Below are 17318 nucleotides of genomic sequence, written 5' to 3' on the forward strand. Positions count from 1 at the left end.
GTGCTGGGCGGTTGCGTGCTGGGCGGCTGCGGCCGGGCGCGGGTCGTCGCGCGGGTGAGCTGTGCTGGTTGCCATGCGGTGGTGCTGTTGCGGTGGTTCGGCTGCGGTTCCAGCGGAGGGGTCACCGATGCGGTTGGTGCCGTTCCGGCGCGGTTGCTTCTCGCGACTTCGTCGCGATGCGGGTAATCACCTCATCACCGCTGCTCAGATGGCGTATGCCCGATCCGGCTCGCCTGCGGCATCGCGGTTGGGGCTGGTCCGCGTCGGTGGCGGTCGGCTCGCTTCGCATCGCCGCTGCGGAGTGCTCGGCTTCGCCATCGCCGCGTCAGGCGCCCTCGCCGTCCTCACCAGAGGCCGGGCGGCTCAGAGTTGCTGTCCCGACGTCGAAGATCACCGGGAGTGTCGGACCCGCGGACTACCTTGGGTCGCGGGGGACCCGGAACCCGAGGGGACCCCTGCGCCAGCCTGCCGAGCTGACGAGGACGGCTGCGCCAGCCCCGCGATCAGCTAGACGCCGGCCGCCTCCGCCAGCAGCTCCACCAGGTGGTGGTGCATGCGGCGGTAGTCGACGGGGCTGATGGTCGACCAGGGTGGCTGGCCGTCCACGGCGCGGCGCATCTGCAGGTAGCGGCCCTTCGGGGTGTCGAAGAACGCGACCACGCGGTCCGGGCGGACGCGCTTGCCCCACTTGTCGCGGGCCGCCGCGCCGAACTGGCCGCGGTTCGACGCGTCGCGGACCATCTCGGCCAGGGTGTGGGCGTCGTCGCCGCGCAGGACGCCGTGCAGTGCGGCTTCCAGGTCTTCCGGGGACTTCGACGAGGCGGCTGCCGCGTCGAGGTCGGCGGAGGGCAGGGTGATGGAGTGGCCTTCGCCGGCGGGGGCCGTGGGCAGGGCCGTCAGGGCTTCGCGGGGCAGGCCGTCGGCTTCGGCGGGGCGCAGGACGAGCTGGCCGTTGTCCAGGACGGCCAGGACGCCCGCCTGGCCCTTGCCCGCGGCGAGGACTCGGACGCTGCGGTCGTTCAGCCACATGCGGGCGTCGATCTCCTGCTGCGGGCGGTTCAGCACGTGCAGCAGGTCTTCGAGCGTCGGGTCCAGCGAGCGCGGGCCGCCGAGGCCGCGGGCGCCGAGCTGGTGCCAGACCTGGTCCTCGATCTTCCGGCGCTCCTCGCGGGTCTTGCCCGGCGAGGGGACCTTCAGCACGAGGGGCATCGTCTCCAGGCCCAGGTGCTCCCAGAGGACGTCGAACTCCAGCGTCGAAATGATCACCGGGTCGCGCGTGTCGCTCATCCCGACGTCCAAGCCGAACAGAGTCATCAGTCGGTCGTGCTCTCCCCGATCACGGGCAGCGCGTAGCTGCCCACGCCGTAGATGTCGTCGCGTTCGCGCAGGTAGTCGGCGGCCTTGTGCTCCAGGTCCTCCTCGTCCTCGCCCTTGCGCGGGCCCATGCCGCCGAAGGGGTCGAACGACGGGGGCATCGGCACGGTGCGGCGGTGCACCTGGTCGTTGCCGGAGGCGCCGACGGTGCCCAGCGGGCCCAGGGCGGAGCCGTTGGCGTTGGCCACGCCCGCGAGGTGGCTGTGGTTCATGACCGTGCCCGCGGCGGCACCGGACGCCGCGGTCGCGCCGTCCTCCATCTCCTTGGGCTGGTCCTTGTCGCCGCCCTGCGAGCCCGGACGGCCGGAGCGCTGGCCCGGCACGCCGACGCCGGCGATGCCGACGCTGCCCGTGGTGCCGGGGCCGGTCGAGGTCACCGCGGTCGCGATGGTGCCCTTCGGCGAACCGGTTGACGAGCCGACCGTCGTCGGCGCGCTCGAGGTGCGCGTCGACGAGCCGGAAGACGTCGACGACGAACCGGGAGGAGGGGTGCTGCCGGCGCCACCGCGCGGCGGCGGGGCGGTGGCACCGCGCGTGCCGGAGCCGGTGCGGCCGCGCGTGCCGCCCGCGCCGCTGCCGTGGGGGCCGGTGGCCCAGAACCCGGCCGTGCCGATCTGGGCGCCGCCGCCGTGCGCGATGCCGCTGCCGTTGATCTGGAGCTGCGGCGGCTGGCTGAACTGGCCGAGGGTCGAGGTGTTCGCCGTCGTGGAGGACGCGTAGGTGGACATGACCTCACGGGCGCGGCGCTCGGCGGCGTCCTGGGCCGCCTCCTGCTTCTCGTGGTCGGTCTGCCCGCCGAAGAGGTGGGTGAGGCCGGTGACCAGGGCGCCCGGCTGCTCCGCGGTCACGGCGACCGGGGCCGGCATGTCCGCGCGGGCCTTCGAGATGTGGCCGGCCTGCAGCTCCGCCGAGTAGCGCATCACGTCCGCGCCGGTGCGCGCGCCGTCCGCCCAGGCCGCGATCGGGTTGAGACCCGACCGCGCGATGTCGGCGGCCTTGCCCTCCCACTTGGCCCCGGACAGCGCGATGCCGCTGTGCAGGTCGTCGTTGATCTCGGCCAGCGCGGCCGACACGCCCTGCCAGCGCTCCATCGACGTGAACGACGCGGAGGCACCCGGACCCGCGTGGATGCGTTCGTACAGCTCCTTGTGGCTGTACCCCTGCCAGCGGTGATCCACCATCGTCAGCACCCGCTCTTGTTCATCATGCCGGTGTTGTCGCCCTCGACCACGTCGTACTGGCGCTCGATCTGGTTGAGGTTGTCCATCGCGGTCTTGAGCTGCCGCTGGTAGTTGAGCAGCGCCTGCAACGCCGAGTCGCCGTCGGTGATCGACCGGTCGTTGAACTTCTCGGCGGCCTCCTGGCTGACCGGGTCACCGGCCCACGGGCGCACCCGGAACTCGGTGATCGCCATCTCGATCTGCTGGTCGAGCTTGGTCAGCGCGGCGGAGAAGGTGCGGCGCAACGCGGGGATCGCCTCCGGCTCCACGTTCAGCTGATGCTGGACGGGCGGCGAGGAGTCTGCCCCGCTACGTCCTCCTGGCGGCATCGCGAAACCTCCGGCGATCGTGCGTACAAGCGCGACAACACTCTAACCACCGAAGGTAACGCTGTGGAGTGCGATCAGTGACATCCCCCCGTGTGGGTCAGCGCTTCTGGAGCAAACCGGCCATCACGGCCTCCGCCACCCGCTGCGCGCCGAGGCAGAGATGATCTTGTTGCACCGCAGTGGAATTGCCGCCGTCGCGGAACATGACGTCGATGAACTGCCCATCGGCAACGTCTATCTCCACATTGCAGACGTCGTGCACGTCGGGTGTGCGGACAGTGATCGCCGGAAAACCCTCGATCGTGCTCACCGAGTAGTCCACCTGAGCGTTCTCGGAGAGCCACACGTCGGCGCCCGAGACGAGCACGAGTGCGATCCTCGCCACATTCCCGCTCGTGGTGCTCCGGATCGTGCACGCCTTGGCGCCGCCGAAGCTCGTCTCGACGTACGCGCTGGGCGGGTTGTCGAGGCTCAGCGCCATGCGCTGTTCGGCGGTCAGGATCGCGCAGGGGTCGACGGCGTCAAGAGGCACGTCGCGCGGTCGTGGCGGGAAGTCCATCCGCGAGACGGACGTGGTCGTCGGCGGCGGTGGGGGCGGCGGGGTGGTCAGCGAGCTCTGCTCGGGCGCGGCAGTGCATCCGGCCAGGGCCACCGCGAGGAGGAGGAGCGCCGGGATCCGCATGGCGGGTCACCGTAGCTGTTCGGGGGGCGGGTCTGTCGACAGTCGCGACCACAGCAACTCGTCCACGCGCTGGTCATCGATGATCGTCTCGTCGCGAAGTCGACCCTCCAGGGTGAATCCGCACTTCTCCGCGACCCGTCGCGCCGCGGTGTTCGTGGCCGCGTGCCGCAGGACGATCCGGTGCAGGCCGAGTCCGCCGAACGCGAAGCCCAGCACCGACGTGAGCGCGGTGGTCGCCACGCCGGCGCCGCGGTGGGCGGGCTGGGTCCAGAAGGTCAGCTCCCCGCGCCCGCGCCGGGGGTCGAGGTCACCGAGCACGACACCGGCGAGCAGTTCGGCGGTGGTGGCGTCGCACACCGCCCAGGACACCCGGACGTCCTCCCGCCAGCTCGTCAGGTCGGGGAAGCGCACCGCGGGCAGATGACGGCCGGTCTCCGGGTCGGCGAACGCCTCCGCGACGGCCGGGCCGTCGTCGATGCGGTCGTCGCTGCGGAAGGCGCGCAGGTAGTACTCACCCGCGTTGATCTCGACTGGCTCCACGCGCGAGAGGCTAACCGTCGTCGGTGAACCCGTCGTGCCGCTCCGCCAGGTCGTCGAGCTCGGCTCGGTGCGCGGACGCCGGCGAGCCGTCCGGAGCCGTGGTCAGCTCGATCACCCAGTCCACGTCCTCGGCGTCGTCCTCGCCGGCCAGCATGTCCCGGTGCACCGCGCACGGCTCCCAGCCGCCGGCCAGCAGCGACGCCGCCAGCTCCTCGGCCTCGTCGCGGTCGGGCAGGATCACCAGCACGGTCGCCGGGATCAGGCCGCGCACCGCCAGCGCCGTCCGCAGCGCCGCCGTGTCCGGCACGTGCACGCCGTCCAGGCCCGCCGTGCGCGCGGCGGCGGCGTTCTCCGCCGAGTCGTCGCAGAAGACCGCCGTCTCGTACCCGAGCTCGTCGAGCACCCGCCGGAAGACGGCGGAGTCCGGCTTCGCGAGACCGAGCCGCGCCGAGCTGAACACCGCGTCGAACTCCCCGTCGAGGCCGAGCAGGGCCAGGTCCGCTTCCAGCCGGGTGGTCGCGTTGGTCAGCAACGCCACGAAGCACCGCTGCCGCGCGGCGCGCACCAGCGCCAGCGCCTCGACGACCACCTCGCCGGGCGTGGCCGCGAAGCCGGCACCGACCTCCCGCCGCCACTGTTCGTCGGAGATCCGGCCGGTGACGGCGCGGTGCAGCAGCGCGGGCTCGAAAGCGGCCTCGGCGACGTGGCCGGGCAGCGGCGGGAAGGAGCGCAGCACGCCGTCGAGGTCCAGCAGCAACAGCGGTTTCAGCGGCGGCGTCCGTTCCACTGGGCCCACAGGATCGCCACCGCGGGGATCAGCAGGAAGATCAGCGGGTTGCGCAGCAGCACGAAGAACGCGATCACCACGGCGACCCCCACCGCGGGGACGACGGCGCCCTCCCACCGGCGTGCGGGTGTGCGCACCGGCTCGTCGAACATGGCCATCGGCGTGGCGAACTGCGGACGCGGGTCCGGCAGGTCGCGGAACAGCGCCATCAGCTCGCCGCGGGTCTTCGCGGTGGTGATCTTCGCGGACCGCTCGCCGTACTCCTCCACGTCGATGCGGCCCGCGCTCAAGTGCTCACCGAGGACCTGCAACGCCTGCTGGCGTTCGGTGTCGCCGATGCGGATGTCCCTGGACGGGTCGCTCACGGGCCAATCGTAGGTGAGCGGCCGGCGCGGTCAGTCCTTCAGCTCGCAGATCACGGTGCCCTGGGTGATCGGATCGCCGGGAGCGGCCGTGAGACCCGTCACGGTGCCGGCCTTGTGGGCGGTCACCGGGTTCTCCATCTTCATGGCCTCCAGCACGACGATCAGGTCGCCCGCCGCGACGGTCTGCCCGTCCTCGACGGCGACCTTGACGATCGTGCCCTGCATCGGCGCCGCGACCGCGTCACCGGAGACGGCGGCGGAGCCACCGGCCGCGCGCTTGGGCTTCGGCTTCTTCGTGGCGGCCGCGGCGGGCCGCGCGCCCACGGCGAGGTCGCCCGGCAGCGACACCTCGAGGCGGCGCCCGCCGACCTCGACCACCACGGTCTGCCGCGGCGTCTCGTCCTCCGCGGCCTCCGCCGCGCCGGTGAACGGCTCGATCCGGTTGTCGAACTCGGTCTCGATCCACCGCGTGTGCACGGTGAAGCCCTCGGGCTTCTCGGCGGTGAACGCCGCGTCGCGCACGATCACCCGGTGGAACGGCAGCACGGTCGCCATGCCCTCGACGACCATCTCGTCGAGCGCGCGCCGGGCGCGGGCCAGCGCCTCCTCGCGGTTCTCACCGGTCACGATCAACTTGGCCAGCAACGAGTCGAACTGCCCGCCGATCACCGAGCCGGACTCGACGCCGGCGTCCACCCGGACGCCGGGACCGGACGGCGCGACGAACGTCGTCACCGTGCCCGGCGCGGGCAGGAAGCCGCGGCCGGCGTCCTCGCCGTTGATGCGGAACTCGATGGAGTGCGCGCGCGGCGCCGGGTCCTCGGTGAACCGCAGCTCCTCGCCGGCGGCGATGCGGAACTGCTCGCGCACCAGGTCGAGGCCCGTCGTCTCCTCCGACACCGGGTGTTCGACCTGCAGGCGCGTGTTGACCTCCAGGAACGAGATCGACCCGTCGAGCCCGACGAGGTACTCGACGGTGCCGGCGCCGTGGTAGCCGGCCTCGAGGCAGATCGCCTTGGCGGAGCTGTGGATCGTGGCGCGCTGCTCGTCGGTCAGGAACGGCGCGGGCGCCTCCTCGACCAGCTTCTGGTGGCGGCGTTGCAGCGAGCAGTCGCGGGTGCCGACGACGATCACGTTGCCGTGGGTGTCGGCGAGCACCTGCGCCTCGACGTGGCGGGGCTTGTCGAGGTAGCGCTCGACGAAGCACTCGCCGCGGCCGAACGCCGCGACGGCCTCGCGGACCGCGGAGTCGAACAGCTCCGGGATCTCCTCCATCGTGCGCGCGACCTTGAGGCCGCGGCCGCCGCCACCGAACGCGGCCTTGATCGCGACGGGCAGGCCGTGCTCGGCCGCGAACGCCACGATCTCGTCCGGGCCGGAGACCGGGTCCTTGGTGCCGGGCACGAGCGGCGCGCCCGCGCGCATCGCGATGTGCCGCGCGGTCACCTTGTCGCCGAGGTCGCGGATCGCCTGCGGGGTCGGGCCGATCCACACCAGCCCGGCGTCGATCACGGCCTGCGCGAACTCGGCGTTCTCGGACAGGAAGCCGTAGCCGGGGTGCACGGAGTCGGCGCCGGACCGCGCGGCGGCGTCGAGCAGCTTCTCGATCGACAGGTAGCTCTCGCCGGGAGTGCTGCCACCGAGCGCGAACGCCTCGTCGGCGAGCCGGACGAACGGCGCGTCGCGGTCGGGATCGGCGTAGACGGCGACGCTCGCCAGACCGGCGTCACGGCAGGCGCGGATGACCCGGACGGCGATCTCACCGCGGTTGGCGATGAGGACCTTGCGCAGCGACACGGCGTCGTACCTCCTGCTGGACCGGCATTTACGGCTCTGGCTGGTGCCGCAGTCTACGGAAATCGGTGAACTCCGAGAGCGAGAGACGGCTCACTTCACATCCATCGTGGGCCCATCGGACACAATCTGCGCTGTGGGTGGATCCAGGTCCGTGCAGGTGACCGCTGTCGTCGCTGCCGCCGTCGTCGTCGCGGGGCTGGTGTTCGCCTATTTCCAGCGACCCGGCGGCACCGATTCAGACCCGTCCGGAACCGACGCCGGAATGCGCTGCGGAACGACCGTCTGCCAGGTCGTCATCGGCAGGTCGGTGGGCGGGGACCTCGTCGAGCTGCTCAGGGGCACCGGCGGCGGGCGGATCAGGATCACCGGCGAGTCCGGCCCGTTCATCTTCGAGATGACCATCGCCGAGTCCGGCGCGACCGTGGACGACAAGTCGCTGCAGTGCGTGGAGGCACCGCTCAGCGCGTGCCTGGTGCGCGGGGCGCACAACGCGGAGCTGCTCGGCGAGGTGCTGGTCCGCAAGGACGGCACGTGGTCGCGCGCGCCGGCGGCCTACCTGGCCACCGCCGGGTACCTCGGGCTGCACGACGTCAACGAGGACGGCACGGCCGATGTCGTCGCCGCGCAGCTCGCGTGCGACGGCCAGTGCGGCACCGCGTTCGTGCAGGTGTTCTCGGTGCTGGGACCGGACATCGGCTGCACGACGGCGGCACCGGCGCGGGACCAGCTCCCCGGCTGGCCCGCACCGGTGCCGAAGATGTCGCAGCTCCGCCCCTGTGCCGTTTCCTAGGCGCCGTTCCTAGGCGTTGACGAGGTCCTTCTCCGCCGGCTGCGCGGGCTGGTCGATCAGGTTCTCGGTGCGCGCCACCACTACCGGGACCGTGATCTGGCCTGCCACGTTGGTGGCGGTGCGCATCATGTCGAGGATCGGGTCGATCGCGTAGACCACGGCCACGCCGGTCGCGATCACCTGCGGCGGCAGGCCGACGACGCTCAGCGTGAGCGTCAGCATCGTGTACCAGCCGGTGGTTCCGGCCGTCGCGAGCGCGCCGAACACCGCGACGAGGACGATGCCGACGTACTGCCAGACCGAGAGCTGGATGCCGAACATGTTCGCGATGAAGATCGTCGCGATGGCCGGGTAGACCGCGGCGCAACCGTCCATCTTGGTCGTGGTGCCGAGCGGCACGGCGAAGTTCGCGTACTCCTGCGAGACGCCGAGGTCGGTGGCGGCCTTGCGGGACAGCGGGAGCGTGGCGCCGGACGAGCGCGACACGAACGCGAACTGGATGGCCGTGCCCGCCTTGCGGAAGAACTCGACCGGCGAGGTCTTGCCCACGAACTTCAGCAGGACCGGGTAGACGACGAACAGCACGAGCGCGCTGCCGAGGTACACGGCCGCGATCAACGAGAACAGCGGCCGGACGAACGAGTTGCCGTAGGACGCCACCGCGTTGCCGATGAGGCCGAAGATGCCGATCGGCGCCAGCAGGATGATCCAGCCGACGACCTTCTGCACGATGTCGAAGAACGACCGCACGAGGTTCGTGAACGGCGCGGCCTTGTCACCCAGCGCGTAGGCGGCGAAGCCGACCAGCACGGCGATGAACACGACCTGGAGCACGTCGCCCTCGGTGAAGGCGCTGAAGATGTTGGTGGGCACCAGGTTGTCGAGCAGCGCCTGCCACGAGCCGGACGCGCGCTTGGCGAGCTTGTCGACGGCGCCGGCGGCGGGCTCGATCTGCAGGCCCGCGCCGGGCTTGAGGATCGAGGCGACCGCGATGCCGATCAGCACCGCGACGAACGACGTGATGGCGAACCACAGGAACGTCTTGCCGCCGAGGCGGGCGGCGGTGCGGCCGCCGCCGAGGTTCCGCAGCGACGCGATGCCGACGACGATCGCGGTGAACACCAGCGGGATCACGGTGAGCTGCAGCAGCGCCGTGAAGGTGGACCCGATCTTGGCGAGGACGGGCGCGAGCCACGTGCCCTTGCCGAGCCAGCCGGCGAGGGCGCCGAGGACGAGCGCGCCGAGCACTGTCAGGCCGAAGACCTTGGGCTTGCGGTATGTCTGGACGAGCGACACTGGGACATCTCCTGGGCAGGGATGAGCGGAACAGGGCTGGGAGCGTCAGCTCCGACAGCCCGTGCTCGTCCTGCGTGCCAGGTCGATGTGCCTGCGACGCGTCAAGTACTCGTTCACCACTCGCCCCCAACGCCTGGGATGGGAGCAGTCTTCCCTGATCAGGTGAACTGTGACCAGCGCTACCAGAGTGTGGACACCGCGACACCCACCTGGCCCAGCAGCCTGCGGGTGAGCGGCAGGCTGATGCCGATCACGGACGTGTGGTCTCCTTCGATGCCGTCGACGAACCAGCCGCCGAGGCCGTCGATCGTGAAACCGCCGGCGACGTGCAGCGGCTCCCCGGTGGCGAGGTACGCCTCCAGCTCCTCGTCCGTCGGCGTGCCGAACCGCACGGTCGTCGACTCCGCGGCCGACGCCCGGTCCACGACCACCCCGCCGGAGACGCGCAGCACGGTGTGGCCGGTGATCAGCGCGCCGCTCTTGCCGGCGATCCGGCGCCACCGCTCCCGCGCGACCTCCGCCGTGCCGGGCTTGCCCACGAGCTCGCCCTCGAACAGCAGCATCGAGTCGCAGCCGATGACCACGCACTCGTCGTCGTGCTCGACCGCCTCCGCCTTCGCCGCGGACAGCGCGACGACGGTCTCCTCGGGTGTGGGGTCGGCGAGCGATGCGACGAGCGCGTCCTCGTCGACACCGGAGACCCGCACGACGGGCTCGACGCCGGCGGCGCGCAGGACGCTAAGACGGGCGGGTGACTGGGAGGCCAGGATCAGACGCACGCGCGGAGTCTGCCACGCCGCTCGGAGGGGCGACCCTGCGAAAGGCGAACGCGGCCGCGATCCCGACCGCCATCACCGCGAGCAGCAGGTAGAACGACGCCCGCACGGCCGCGGTGAAGTCGCCCGTGGCCGTCAGCACGATCTGCAGCACGGCGGCCGTCGAGGCGCTGCCCAGCACGTTCCCGAACTGCCGGGAGGTGTTGTAGACGCCGGCCCCGGCGCCCAGCAGCGACCGGTCGAGCGTCCGCGTCGAGATGTTCGTGAGCGGCGCGAACACGAGGCCCATGCCGATGCCCAGCGCCACCATCGACGGCAGCAGGACCCACTGGGGACCGTCGCCGAGCAGGAACGTCATCGCGCCGGTGCCGAGCGCCATCAGCGCGAAGCCGGTGATCGGCAGGTACTTGGCGTCCGCCCGGTTCGACAGCCGTCCCGCGAAGTGCGCCACCACGCCGGACATCAGCGACGCCGGCGCCGTGACCAGGCCGGTCATCAGCGGCGACAGCTTCGGCACGGTCTGCAGGAACAGCGCGAGCGGCACGAACACCCCGGTCACGGTGATGCCGATGGCGATGTTCGCGACGTTGCCGAGCGAGAAGTTGCGGTTGCGGAAGATCCGCAGCGGCATCAGCGGCTCCGGGTTGCGCGCGGACGCCTGCCAGAGCACGAACAGCGCGAGGAACAGCACTCCGGCCACGATGATCTCGGTGACCGTGATCGGTCCTGCCACCCGGCCCCAGCGGTAGTGCTCGCCGTTCTGGACGCCGAAGACCAGCAGGCCGAGCCCGAGGCAGCACAGCACGACGCCGAGCACGTCGAACCTCGGCGTGCGGTTCGGCCGCAGGTCGGGCACCCAGCGGAACAGCAGCGCGAGCGCGAGCACCCCGATGGGCAGGTTCACGAAGAAGATCCACTCCCAGCCGAGGTGCGTGACCAGCACCCCGCCCAGCAGCGGTCCGGAGACCGTCGCGAACCCGGCCACCGACCCCCACGTGCCGAGCGCCGCACCGCGCTTGGCCGGCGGGAACAGGCGCGTGATGAACGCCATCGTCTGCGGCGTCATGGCCGCGGCACCCAGGCCCTGGAAGACGCGGGCGGCGATCAGCGCCTCCGCGCTGGCGGCGAGACCGCAGGCCAGCGACGCGAGCAGGAACAGCACGAGCCCGATGCCGTAGAGCCGCTTCGGCCCGAACCGGTCACCCAGCCGCCCGGTCAGCAGCAACGGCACGGCGAACGCGAGCAGGTAGGCGCTCACGACCCAGATCACGTCGTTCAGCGACGCGCCCAGGTCGGTGATCATCGACGGCAGCGCGACGTTCACGATGGTCGTGTCCAGCAGCGTCATGAAGAAGCCGATGCACAGCGCGTAGACGGTCCGCCAGTTCTCGCGGTCCGTCCGAGTAGTACTACTGATGCGCGATCACCTCTCCGGTCGGCACTCTCGTCAGAGTGAAGCGCTGGGTGCTCGTCCTCACCGAACGCGGTTCCGATCGCGAAGGCAAGCGCGGGCGGACCGCGGCACTGCTCGTCGTGCTCGGCGGGCTGATCGGATCGTGGGGCGTGGGAAGCGTGCTCGCGAGCGACCCGATCGGCTACGGAGTGCCCATTTGGCCGTTCGCCGACACCGCCGATCGGGCGGAGAACGCCCTTCTCTCCCAGGTGGTGCCCGCGGTGCGCGGCAACCTGCCGCTCAACGACGAGAACGTGCAGGTCCTGCGCCGCACCACCGCCTACGGCAGCGCCTTCTGGACGCTGAAGCTCAAGGTCGCCGGCGAGGTCCGCTGCCGCGAAGTAGCCGTCGGCCCCGACGTCACCAGCCGCCGCGTCCCCTGCTCCTGACGGGAACGCGGGGGCCCCGCGTTCCCCTCAGGGAAACGCGGGGCCCCCGCGTTCCCGGATCAGCTGGGGAGGGTGGAGGCGCGCCAGGCGTTGGGGCCGGGGTGGAGGGGGCGGCGGACTCGGCGGAGCGGGTTCGCCCACTCCGAGCGCCGCGGGGGCTCGTCCTCGGCCGGGGTGGCGGCAGCCAGCCCCGCGATGACCGCCGTCAACGCGGCCAGTTGGTGGTCGTCCGGCGTGCCCTTGACGACCTTCAGCAGCGGCTTCTCCTCGGGCGCGGTCACAGCGGGATGTTCCCGTGCTTCTTGGGCGGCAGCGTCTCCCGCTTGTCCCGCAGCATCGACAGCGCCCGCGCCACGTAACCGCGGGTGTACGACGGCGGGATCACCGAGTCGACGTAGCCGCGTTCAGCGGCGACGTACGGGTTGCACAGTGTGTCCTCGTACTCCTGCTGCAACTTCGCGCGCAGCGCGTCGACGTCCTCACCGTTCTGCGCCGCGGCCGCGAGGGTCTTGCGGTGCACGATGTTCGCCGCGCCCGAAGCGCCCATGACGGCGATCTGCGCGGTCGGCCACGCGAGGTTGATGTCGGCGCCGAGGTGCTTGGAGCCCATGACGTCGTACGCGCCGCCGTAGGCCTTGCGCGTGATGACGGTGACGAGCGGGACGGTGGCCTCGGCGTAGGCGTAGATCAGCTTGGCGCCGCGGCGGATGATGCCGTTCCACTCCTGGTCGGTGCCGGGCAGGAAGCCGGGCACGTCGACGAACGTCAGCACCGGGATGTTGAACGCGTCGCAGGTGCGCACGAACCGGGCGGCCTTCTCGGAGGCGTCGATGTCGAGGCAGCCCGCGAACTGCGTGGGCTGGTTCGCGACGACGCCGACGGAGCGGCCGTCCACGCGGCCGAAGCCGACCAGGATGTTCGGCGCGAACAGCGGCTGCACCTCGAGGAAGTCGCCGTCGTCGAGCACGCGGCTGATGACCTCGTGCATGTCGTACGGCTGGTTCGCCGAGTCCGGGACGATCGTGTCGAGCTCGCGGTCGGTGTCGGTGATCGCGTCGCTGACCGAGCCCTCGGTCAGGGTTCCCTCGAACGCGGGCGGGTCGGAGAGGTTGTTCGACGGCAGGTAGCTCAGCAGCTCCTTGACGTACGCGATCGCGTCCTCCTCGTCGTCGCCGAGGTAGTGCGCGTTGCCGGACTTGGTGTTGTGCGCGCGACCGCCACCGAGCTCCTCGAACGTCACGTCCTCGCCGGTGACGGTCTTGATGACGTCCGGACCGGTGATGAACATGTGCGAGGTCTGGTCGACCATCACCACGAAGTCGGTCAGCGCGGGGGAGTAGACGTGCCCGCCCGCGTTGGAGCCCATGATCAGCGAGATCTGCGGGATCACGCCGGAGGCCTTGACGTTGCGGGAGAAGATCTCGCCGTAGAGGCCGAGCGAGACGACGCCCTCCTGGATGCGCGCGCCGCCGCCCTCGTTGATGCCGATGATCGGGCGGCCGGTCTTGATCGCCAGGTCCATCACCTTGACGATCTTCTCGCCGTACACCTCGCCGAGCGAGCCGCCGAAGACCGTGACGTCCTGGGAGAACACGCACACCGGACGGCCGTCGACGGTGCCGTAGCCGGTCACCACGCCGTCGCCGTAGGGGCGGTTCTTCTCCTGGCCGAAGTTCGTGGAGCGGTGCCGGGCCAGCTCGTCCAGCTCGACGAACGAGCCGGGGTCGAGCAGCAGGTCGATGCGCTCGCGGGCGGTCTTCTTGCCCTTCGCGTGCTGCTTCTGCACCGCGCGTTCCGAGCCGGCGTGAACCGCCTCGTCGTTGCGCCGGTAGAGGTCAACGAGCTTGCCCGCGGTGGTGTGGACGTCCGGGGCGCCTGAGGCGTCGGTGGGGACGTGCCCAATCGGCTCGGTCGCACTGCTCATGGGCTCGCAGCCTAACGAGCGCATTGCTGAACCGCCTCGTGCAGTTGTCCAGGTCACGGCAACCTGTCGGTCATCTCCGATCGCACGTACTCTCTTCCGTTCCAATAGCCTGACGCGATGGACACCGCACTCGACGCCGATGCGCTGCGCGCGCGGCTTGTCGCACTCCACGGCCCGTACGCCGCTCTCGACGTCGTGGCGAGCACGCAGTCCACGAACGCGGACCTGGCCGCGGCGGACGGCGCCCTCGACCGCACCGTGCTGATCGCGCTCGAGCAGACCGCCGGGCAGGGCCGCCGTGGCCGCTCCTGGTCGTCGCCGCCCGGCGGGCTCTACGCCAGCGTGCTGTTCCGCCCTTCCGGCGTGCCGCCGCAGCAGCTTCCGTGGCTCAACCTGATCGCCGGGCTGGCGCTGGTGCGGGTCGCGCAGTCCACGGGCGTCGAGGCGGCGGTGAAGTGGCCGAACGACCTGCTGCTCGGTCCTCAGGCGCGAAAAGGCGCGGGGATCCTGTCCGAGATCACCGCCGACGGCGCCGTCGTGGTGGGCATCGGGCTGAACGTGGCGAAGCTGCCCACCGACGTGCAGCCCGCGCCGGGCGGCCTCGCCGCGACCTCGCTGGAGGACGAGGGCGCCGCCGAGCTGGACCGCACCGAGCTGGCGGTCCGGCTGCTGGTCGAGCTCGCGGTGCTGGAAGGCGTGTGGCGCAAGAACGGCGGCGACGCGGTCGAGTCGGGGCTGCTGGAGGAGTACCAGGAGCACTCGGCGACCATCGGCGAACACGTGCGCGTGGAGCTGACCGGTGGTGTGGAGCTGCTCGGCACGGCCCAGCGGATCGAGCGCGACGGCACCCTGGTCGTGCGCGGCGCCGACGGGGCGGACCACGGCGTGTCCGCTGGTGACGTGGTGCACCTGCGCCCGGCGTAGTTAGGGTTGGCCCATGGCCTATCCCGACGACCTGCTGAGCTCCGGCGAGCACGTCGTGATCCACAAGCACCCCCACTGGAAGATGCTGATCTTCCCGGTGTTCTGGCTGCTGGTGGTGGTCGCGCTCGGCACGTACCTCGCGGGCCTCGTCGCGGACCAGTCGTGGGCCTCCACCGCGTGGATCGCGCTGGCCGCGATCGGCGTCGTCCTGGTCCTGTGGCTCACCGTCGCGCCGTTGGCCCGGTGGCGCACCACGCACTTCACCATCACGTCGGAGCGGGTGATGTACCGCGAGGGCGTGTTCAAGCGCACAGGGCTCGACATACCTCTGGGTCGTGTGAACAGCGTGTTGTTCGAGCACTCCCTGATCGACAGGGTGCTGGGCTGCGGCACCCTGACCATCGAGTCGGCGTCGAACGAACGGCTCGTGGTCGACGACGTCCCGTCCGTGGAAAAGGTGCACACCATGCTGTACCGCGAAGTCAACGACAACCCCGGCGACAACCCCGGCGACAACCCCGGCGACGACCACCACCCGAGGACCGTCGATGGGCGCGCGTGAGGCCGGGCTGCCCGACGTCGTCCCGTCCGGGTCGTTGCCGTCGCGGGTGACGATCTGGGAGGTCGGGGCGCGGGACGGGCTGCAGAACGAGTCGGTCGTCGTGCCGGTGTCGGTGAAGCTCGAGTTCCTGGCGCGGCTGGCCGACGCCGGGCTCACGGTCCTGGAGGCCACGTCGTTCGTGCACCCCAAGTGGGTGCCGCAGCTCGCCGACGCCGCCGAGCTCCTGACCGGGTTGTCGCCGCGCCCCGGGGTCACCTACCCCGTGCTGGTGCCGAACGAGCGCGGGCTGGACCGGGCCCTGGAGGCGGGGGTCTCGCACATCGCGATCTTCGCTTCGGCCACGGAGACGTTCGCGTCCCGCAACCTGAACCGGACGCTGGACTCGCAGTTCGAGATGTTCGAGCCGACCGTCTCCCGGGCCCTGGCCGCGGGGCTGGACGTCCGCGGGTACGTGTCGATGTGCTTCGGCGACCCGTGGGAGGGCGCGGTGCCGCGCGCCCAGGTCGTGGCCGTCGGTGAGCGGCTGCTGGACATGGGGTGCTCCCAGCTCTCGCTCGGGGACACCATCGGGGTCGCCACGCCGGGACAGGTCGAGTCGCTGCTGGAGGGCTTCCGCGACGTGTCCCGCCTGGCCGTGCACTTCCACGACACCTACGGTCAGGCGCTGGCCAACACGCTGGCCGCGTTGCGCTGCGGCGTCACGACCGTGGACTCCTCGGCCGGTGGGCTGGGCGGGTGCCCCTACGCCGAGTCGGCCACCGGGAACCTCGCCACCGAGGACCTGGTGTGGATGCTCGACGGTCTCGGCATCGAGACCGGGGTCGACCTGGACAAGCTGGTCGAGACCTCGGTGTGGATGGCGGAGCGGCTCGGGCGGCCCAGTCCCTCCCGGGTGGTCCGGGCGCTGGCCAAGTGAGGGGCGGTCAGCCGCGGGCGGTGAACACGCCGGTGGCGACGAAGCGGTAGACCAAGCCAGTCGCCCTGCTCGGCCGTGCCCTCGAACTCCACCAGGCCGAGGCCTGGGCGCTTCTTCGACCGGCGCGCTCAGCACCTCCGCGGCGAAGGTCAGCCGGTCGCCGGGGCGGACCGGAGCCAGCCAGGAGAGGTCCCGCCCGGCGAGCCCTGCGAGGTGGAGCCGGCGAGGACCTCGTCCACCCGGCGGCGCATCCCTGTCGACGACCACCTCGCCGAGCGGGATGATTCGGCCTGCGGGCAGGTCCTCGAAGGCGATCACGTCGTCGATCCCGCGCAACTGAATCCGCGGGGAACCGATCGAAGGGCGACGGCGTCCTACAGCCCGAGCCCAGGGCTAGCTGTGTGAGGGGGACTCGGTGGACGACCACCGTGCGCAGGTCGAGGAGCTGCTGGCCGACTACCGGCGCAGCCGCGAGCAGCTGGCGTCCGTCCAGCGGGAGCTCGCCGCGGTGTCCGGGGTGGCCGGCAGCCCGGACGGGACGGTCACCGCGACCGTCGGTGCCGGGGGACGGCTCGTGGGCCTGGAGCTCTCCGAGGCGGCCTACCGGCGGCACCGGCCGGAGCAGCTCGCCGAGCTGATCGTGCGGACGGTCGCCGCGGCCGCCGCCACGGCGGCCGAGGACACCTACCGGACGCTGAGCGCGGTGCTGCCCGCCGCGACCGACCCCGCCGCGCTGGTGGCCGGCACCGCGGACCTGCGGCCGGGCGAGTACGAGCCCGAGGTGGCCCAGCCGCCCGCCCGTCGTCGCGTGGACGACGACGAGGACAACGAGCAGCGGGAGAGCTGGCTCGACTCCGAGCTCATCGACAGGAGGGTGCGATGACCGGGTACGAGGCCGACCTGGAGCGGTTGGACGCCGGGGCGCGTGAGCTGAAGGGCTTCGCCGGGCAGGCGACCGAGATCGCCGGGACGCTCGGCAGGGCGCTGGCCGCGTTCGGTGCCTGCTGGGGCGATGACGCCGTGGGGCGCAGCTTCGCGGTATCGCACGAGAAGCCCGCCGGTGACGCCGCCGGGGCCTTGTCGGTGCTCGCGACGACGCTGGGGGACGTCGGCGACAAGCTCGCCGCCACCGCCGAGACGTACCGGCACGTCGAGCAGAGCAACGCGTCCGCGATGAGAAGGCTGGAGGGCTGA

20 protein-coding genes are annotated in these 17318 nt (G+C 71.5%); 7 read left to right on the plus strand and 13 right to left on the minus strand.

All coding sequences use genetic code 11. The annotated features are described in order from the left end of the window. Positions 1-507: 507 nt before the first annotated feature. From BMW88_RS04925 to BMW88_RS04965, 8 genes are all read right to left on the minus strand, one after another. Positions 508-1314 carry an ESX secretion-associated protein EspG gene (locus BMW88_RS04925; RefSeq protein ID WP_089949295.1) on the minus strand — a complete coding sequence of 269 codons (807 nt, stop codon included), beginning with the start codon at positions 1312-1314 and terminating at the stop codon, positions 508-510. Further along, positions 1314-2555: a PPE domain-containing protein gene (locus BMW88_RS04930; RefSeq protein ID WP_089949481.1), complete on the minus strand. Its 1242-nt coding sequence runs from the start codon at positions 2553-2555 to the stop codon at positions 1314-1316. The genes BMW88_RS04925 and BMW88_RS04930 overlap by 1 nt, the downstream gene beginning before the upstream one ends. Positions 2556-2557: 2 nt before the next feature. Continuing rightward, positions 2558-2863: a transcriptional regulator gene (locus BMW88_RS04935; RefSeq protein ID WP_245777558.1), complete on the minus strand. Its 306-nt coding sequence runs from the start codon at positions 2861-2863 to the stop codon at positions 2558-2560. Between the two features lie 157 nt (positions 2864-3020). Next, entirely contained in the window at positions 3021-3605 is a 585-nt protein-coding gene (locus BMW88_RS04940) for a DUF3558 domain-containing protein (RefSeq protein ID WP_089949297.1), read from the minus strand. A gap of 6 nt (positions 3606-3611) precedes the next feature. Continuing rightward, complete coding sequence (locus BMW88_RS04945; protein WP_089949298.1) at positions 3612-4145, minus strand: GNAT family N-acetyltransferase; 534 nt, start codon at positions 4143-4145, stop codon at positions 3612-3614. A 10-nt stretch (positions 4146-4155) separates the two neighbouring features. Then, on the minus strand, positions 4156-4932 hold the full coding sequence (locus BMW88_RS42645) for an HAD family hydrolase (RefSeq protein WP_218147986.1): 777 nt from the start codon (positions 4930-4932) through the stop codon (positions 4156-4158). Continuing rightward, a complete protein-coding gene (locus tag BMW88_RS04960; protein ID WP_089949299.1) occupies positions 4911-5297 on the minus strand; it encodes a DUF1707 SHOCT-like domain-containing protein in 387 nt (128 codons plus the stop codon). Before BMW88_RS04960 ends, BMW88_RS42645 begins: the two co-directional genes overlap by 22 nt. Positions 5298-5327: 30 nt before the next feature. Then, positions 5328-7094 (minus strand): acetyl/propionyl/methylcrotonyl-CoA carboxylase subunit alpha, encoded by a 1767-nt coding sequence (locus BMW88_RS04965; protein ID WP_089949300.1) that lies wholly within the window; start codon positions 7092-7094, stop codon positions 5328-5330. 157 nt (positions 7095-7251) lie between these two features. Between BMW88_RS04965 and BMW88_RS04970 the strand changes: the two genes are divergently transcribed. Further along, on the plus strand, positions 7252-7884 hold the full coding sequence (locus tag BMW88_RS04970; protein ID WP_143115966.1) for a hypothetical protein: 633 nt from the start codon (positions 7252-7254) through the stop codon (positions 7882-7884). A 9-nt stretch (positions 7885-7893) separates the two neighbouring features. On the opposite strand, the gene BMW88_RS04975 is transcribed toward BMW88_RS04970, so the two are convergent. From BMW88_RS04975 to BMW88_RS04985, 3 genes are all read right to left on the minus strand, one after another. Beyond that, positions 7894-9180, minus strand: a complete 1287-nt coding sequence (locus BMW88_RS04975) for a dicarboxylate/amino acid:cation symporter (RefSeq protein WP_089949302.1) — start codon at positions 9178-9180, stop codon at positions 7894-7896. Positions 9181-9359: 179 nt separating this feature from the next. Continuing rightward, positions 9360-9959, minus strand: a complete 600-nt coding sequence (locus tag BMW88_RS04980) for a Maf family protein (protein ID WP_089949303.1) — start codon at positions 9957-9959, stop codon at positions 9360-9362. Then, positions 9919-11373 (minus strand): MFS transporter, encoded by a 1455-nt coding sequence (locus tag BMW88_RS04985; RefSeq protein ID WP_281249362.1) that lies wholly within the window; start codon positions 11371-11373, stop codon positions 9919-9921. The genes BMW88_RS04980 and BMW88_RS04985 overlap by 41 nt, the downstream gene beginning before the upstream one ends. Positions 11374-11408: 35 nt before the next feature. On the opposite strand from BMW88_RS04985, the gene BMW88_RS04990 reads away from it, so the two are divergent. Continuing rightward, positions 11409-11798, plus strand: coding sequence for a hypothetical protein (locus tag BMW88_RS04990; protein WP_089949305.1), 390 nt, complete (start codon positions 11409-11411; stop codon positions 11796-11798). 59 nt (positions 11799-11857) lie between these two features. Here the strand turns inward: BMW88_RS04990 and BMW88_RS04995 are convergent, their stop codons facing one another. Both BMW88_RS04995 and BMW88_RS05000 read right to left on the minus strand, forming a co-directional pair. Beyond that, on the minus strand, positions 11858-12079 hold the full coding sequence (locus tag BMW88_RS04995) for an acyl-CoA carboxylase subunit epsilon (RefSeq protein WP_089949306.1): 222 nt from the start codon (positions 12077-12079) through the stop codon (positions 11858-11860). Continuing rightward, positions 12076-13722, minus strand: coding sequence for an acyl-CoA carboxylase subunit beta (locus tag BMW88_RS05000; RefSeq protein ID WP_089949307.1), 1647 nt, complete (start codon positions 13720-13722; stop codon positions 12076-12078). Before BMW88_RS05000 ends, BMW88_RS04995 begins: the two co-directional genes overlap by 4 nt. A gap of 117 nt (positions 13723-13839) precedes the next feature. On the opposite strand from BMW88_RS05000, the gene BMW88_RS05005 reads away from it, so the two are divergent. The 5 genes from BMW88_RS05005 to BMW88_RS05025 all read left to right on the plus strand — a co-directional run bounded on the left by BMW88_RS05005 (position 13840) and on the right by BMW88_RS05025 (position 17318). Continuing rightward, a complete protein-coding gene (locus BMW88_RS05005) occupies positions 13840-14646 on the plus strand; it encodes a biotin--[acetyl-CoA-carboxylase] ligase (RefSeq protein WP_089949308.1) in 807 nt (268 codons plus the stop codon). A 13-nt stretch (positions 14647-14659) separates the two neighbouring features. After that, positions 14660-15208 (plus strand): PH domain-containing protein, encoded by a 549-nt coding sequence (locus tag BMW88_RS05010; RefSeq protein ID WP_089949309.1) that lies wholly within the window; start codon positions 14660-14662, stop codon positions 15206-15208. Beyond that, complete coding sequence (locus BMW88_RS05015) at positions 15195-16124, plus strand: hydroxymethylglutaryl-CoA lyase (RefSeq protein WP_089949310.1); 930 nt, start codon at positions 15195-15197, stop codon at positions 16122-16124. Before BMW88_RS05010 ends, BMW88_RS05015 begins: the two co-directional genes overlap by 14 nt. Positions 16125-16539: 415 nt before the next feature. Further along, positions 16540-17007 carry a YbaB/EbfC family nucleoid-associated protein gene (locus tag BMW88_RS05020; protein ID WP_089949311.1) on the plus strand — a complete coding sequence of 156 codons (468 nt, stop codon included), beginning with the start codon at positions 16540-16542 and terminating at the stop codon, positions 17005-17007. Continuing rightward, complete coding sequence (locus tag BMW88_RS05025) at positions 17004-17318, plus strand: WXG100 family type VII secretion target (RefSeq protein ID WP_089949312.1); 315 nt, start codon at positions 17004-17006, stop codon at positions 17316-17318. The genes BMW88_RS05020 and BMW88_RS05025 overlap by 4 nt, the downstream gene beginning before the upstream one ends.

The organism is Lentzea xinjiangensis (genome assembly GCF_900110955.1).
Lineage (GTDB): Bacteria > Actinomycetota > Actinomycetes > Mycobacteriales > Pseudonocardiaceae > Lentzea > Lentzea xinjiangensis.

Coding starts and splice junctions, on each gene's coding strand:
- BMW88_RS04925 (WP_089949295.1), bottom strand. CDS start 1,314: ATGACTCTGTTCGGCTTGGACGTCGGGATGAGCGACACGCGCGACCCG.
- BMW88_RS04930 (WP_089949481.1), bottom strand. CDS start 2,555: ATGGTGGATCACCGCTGGCAGGGGTACAGCCACAAGGAGCTGTACGAA.
- BMW88_RS04940 (WP_089949297.1), bottom strand. CDS start 3,605: ATGCGGATCCCGGCGCTCCTCCTCCTCGCGGTGGCCCTGGCCGGATGC.
- BMW88_RS05000 (WP_089949307.1), bottom strand. CDS start 13,722: ATGAGCAGTGCGACCGAGCCGATTGGGCACGTCCCCACCGACGCCTCA.
- BMW88_RS05005 (WP_089949308.1), top strand. CDS start 13,840: ATGGACACCGCACTCGACGCCGATGCGCTGCGCGCGCGGCTTGTCGCA.
- BMW88_RS05010 (WP_089949309.1), top strand. CDS start 14,660: ATGGCCTATCCCGACGACCTGCTGAGCTCCGGCGAGCACGTCGTGATC.
- BMW88_RS05015 (WP_089949310.1), top strand. CDS start 15,195: ATGGGCGCGCGTGAGGCCGGGCTGCCCGACGTCGTCCCGTCCGGGTCG.
- BMW88_RS05025 (WP_089949312.1), top strand. CDS start 17,004: ATGACCGGGTACGAGGCCGACCTGGAGCGGTTGGACGCCGGGGCGCGT.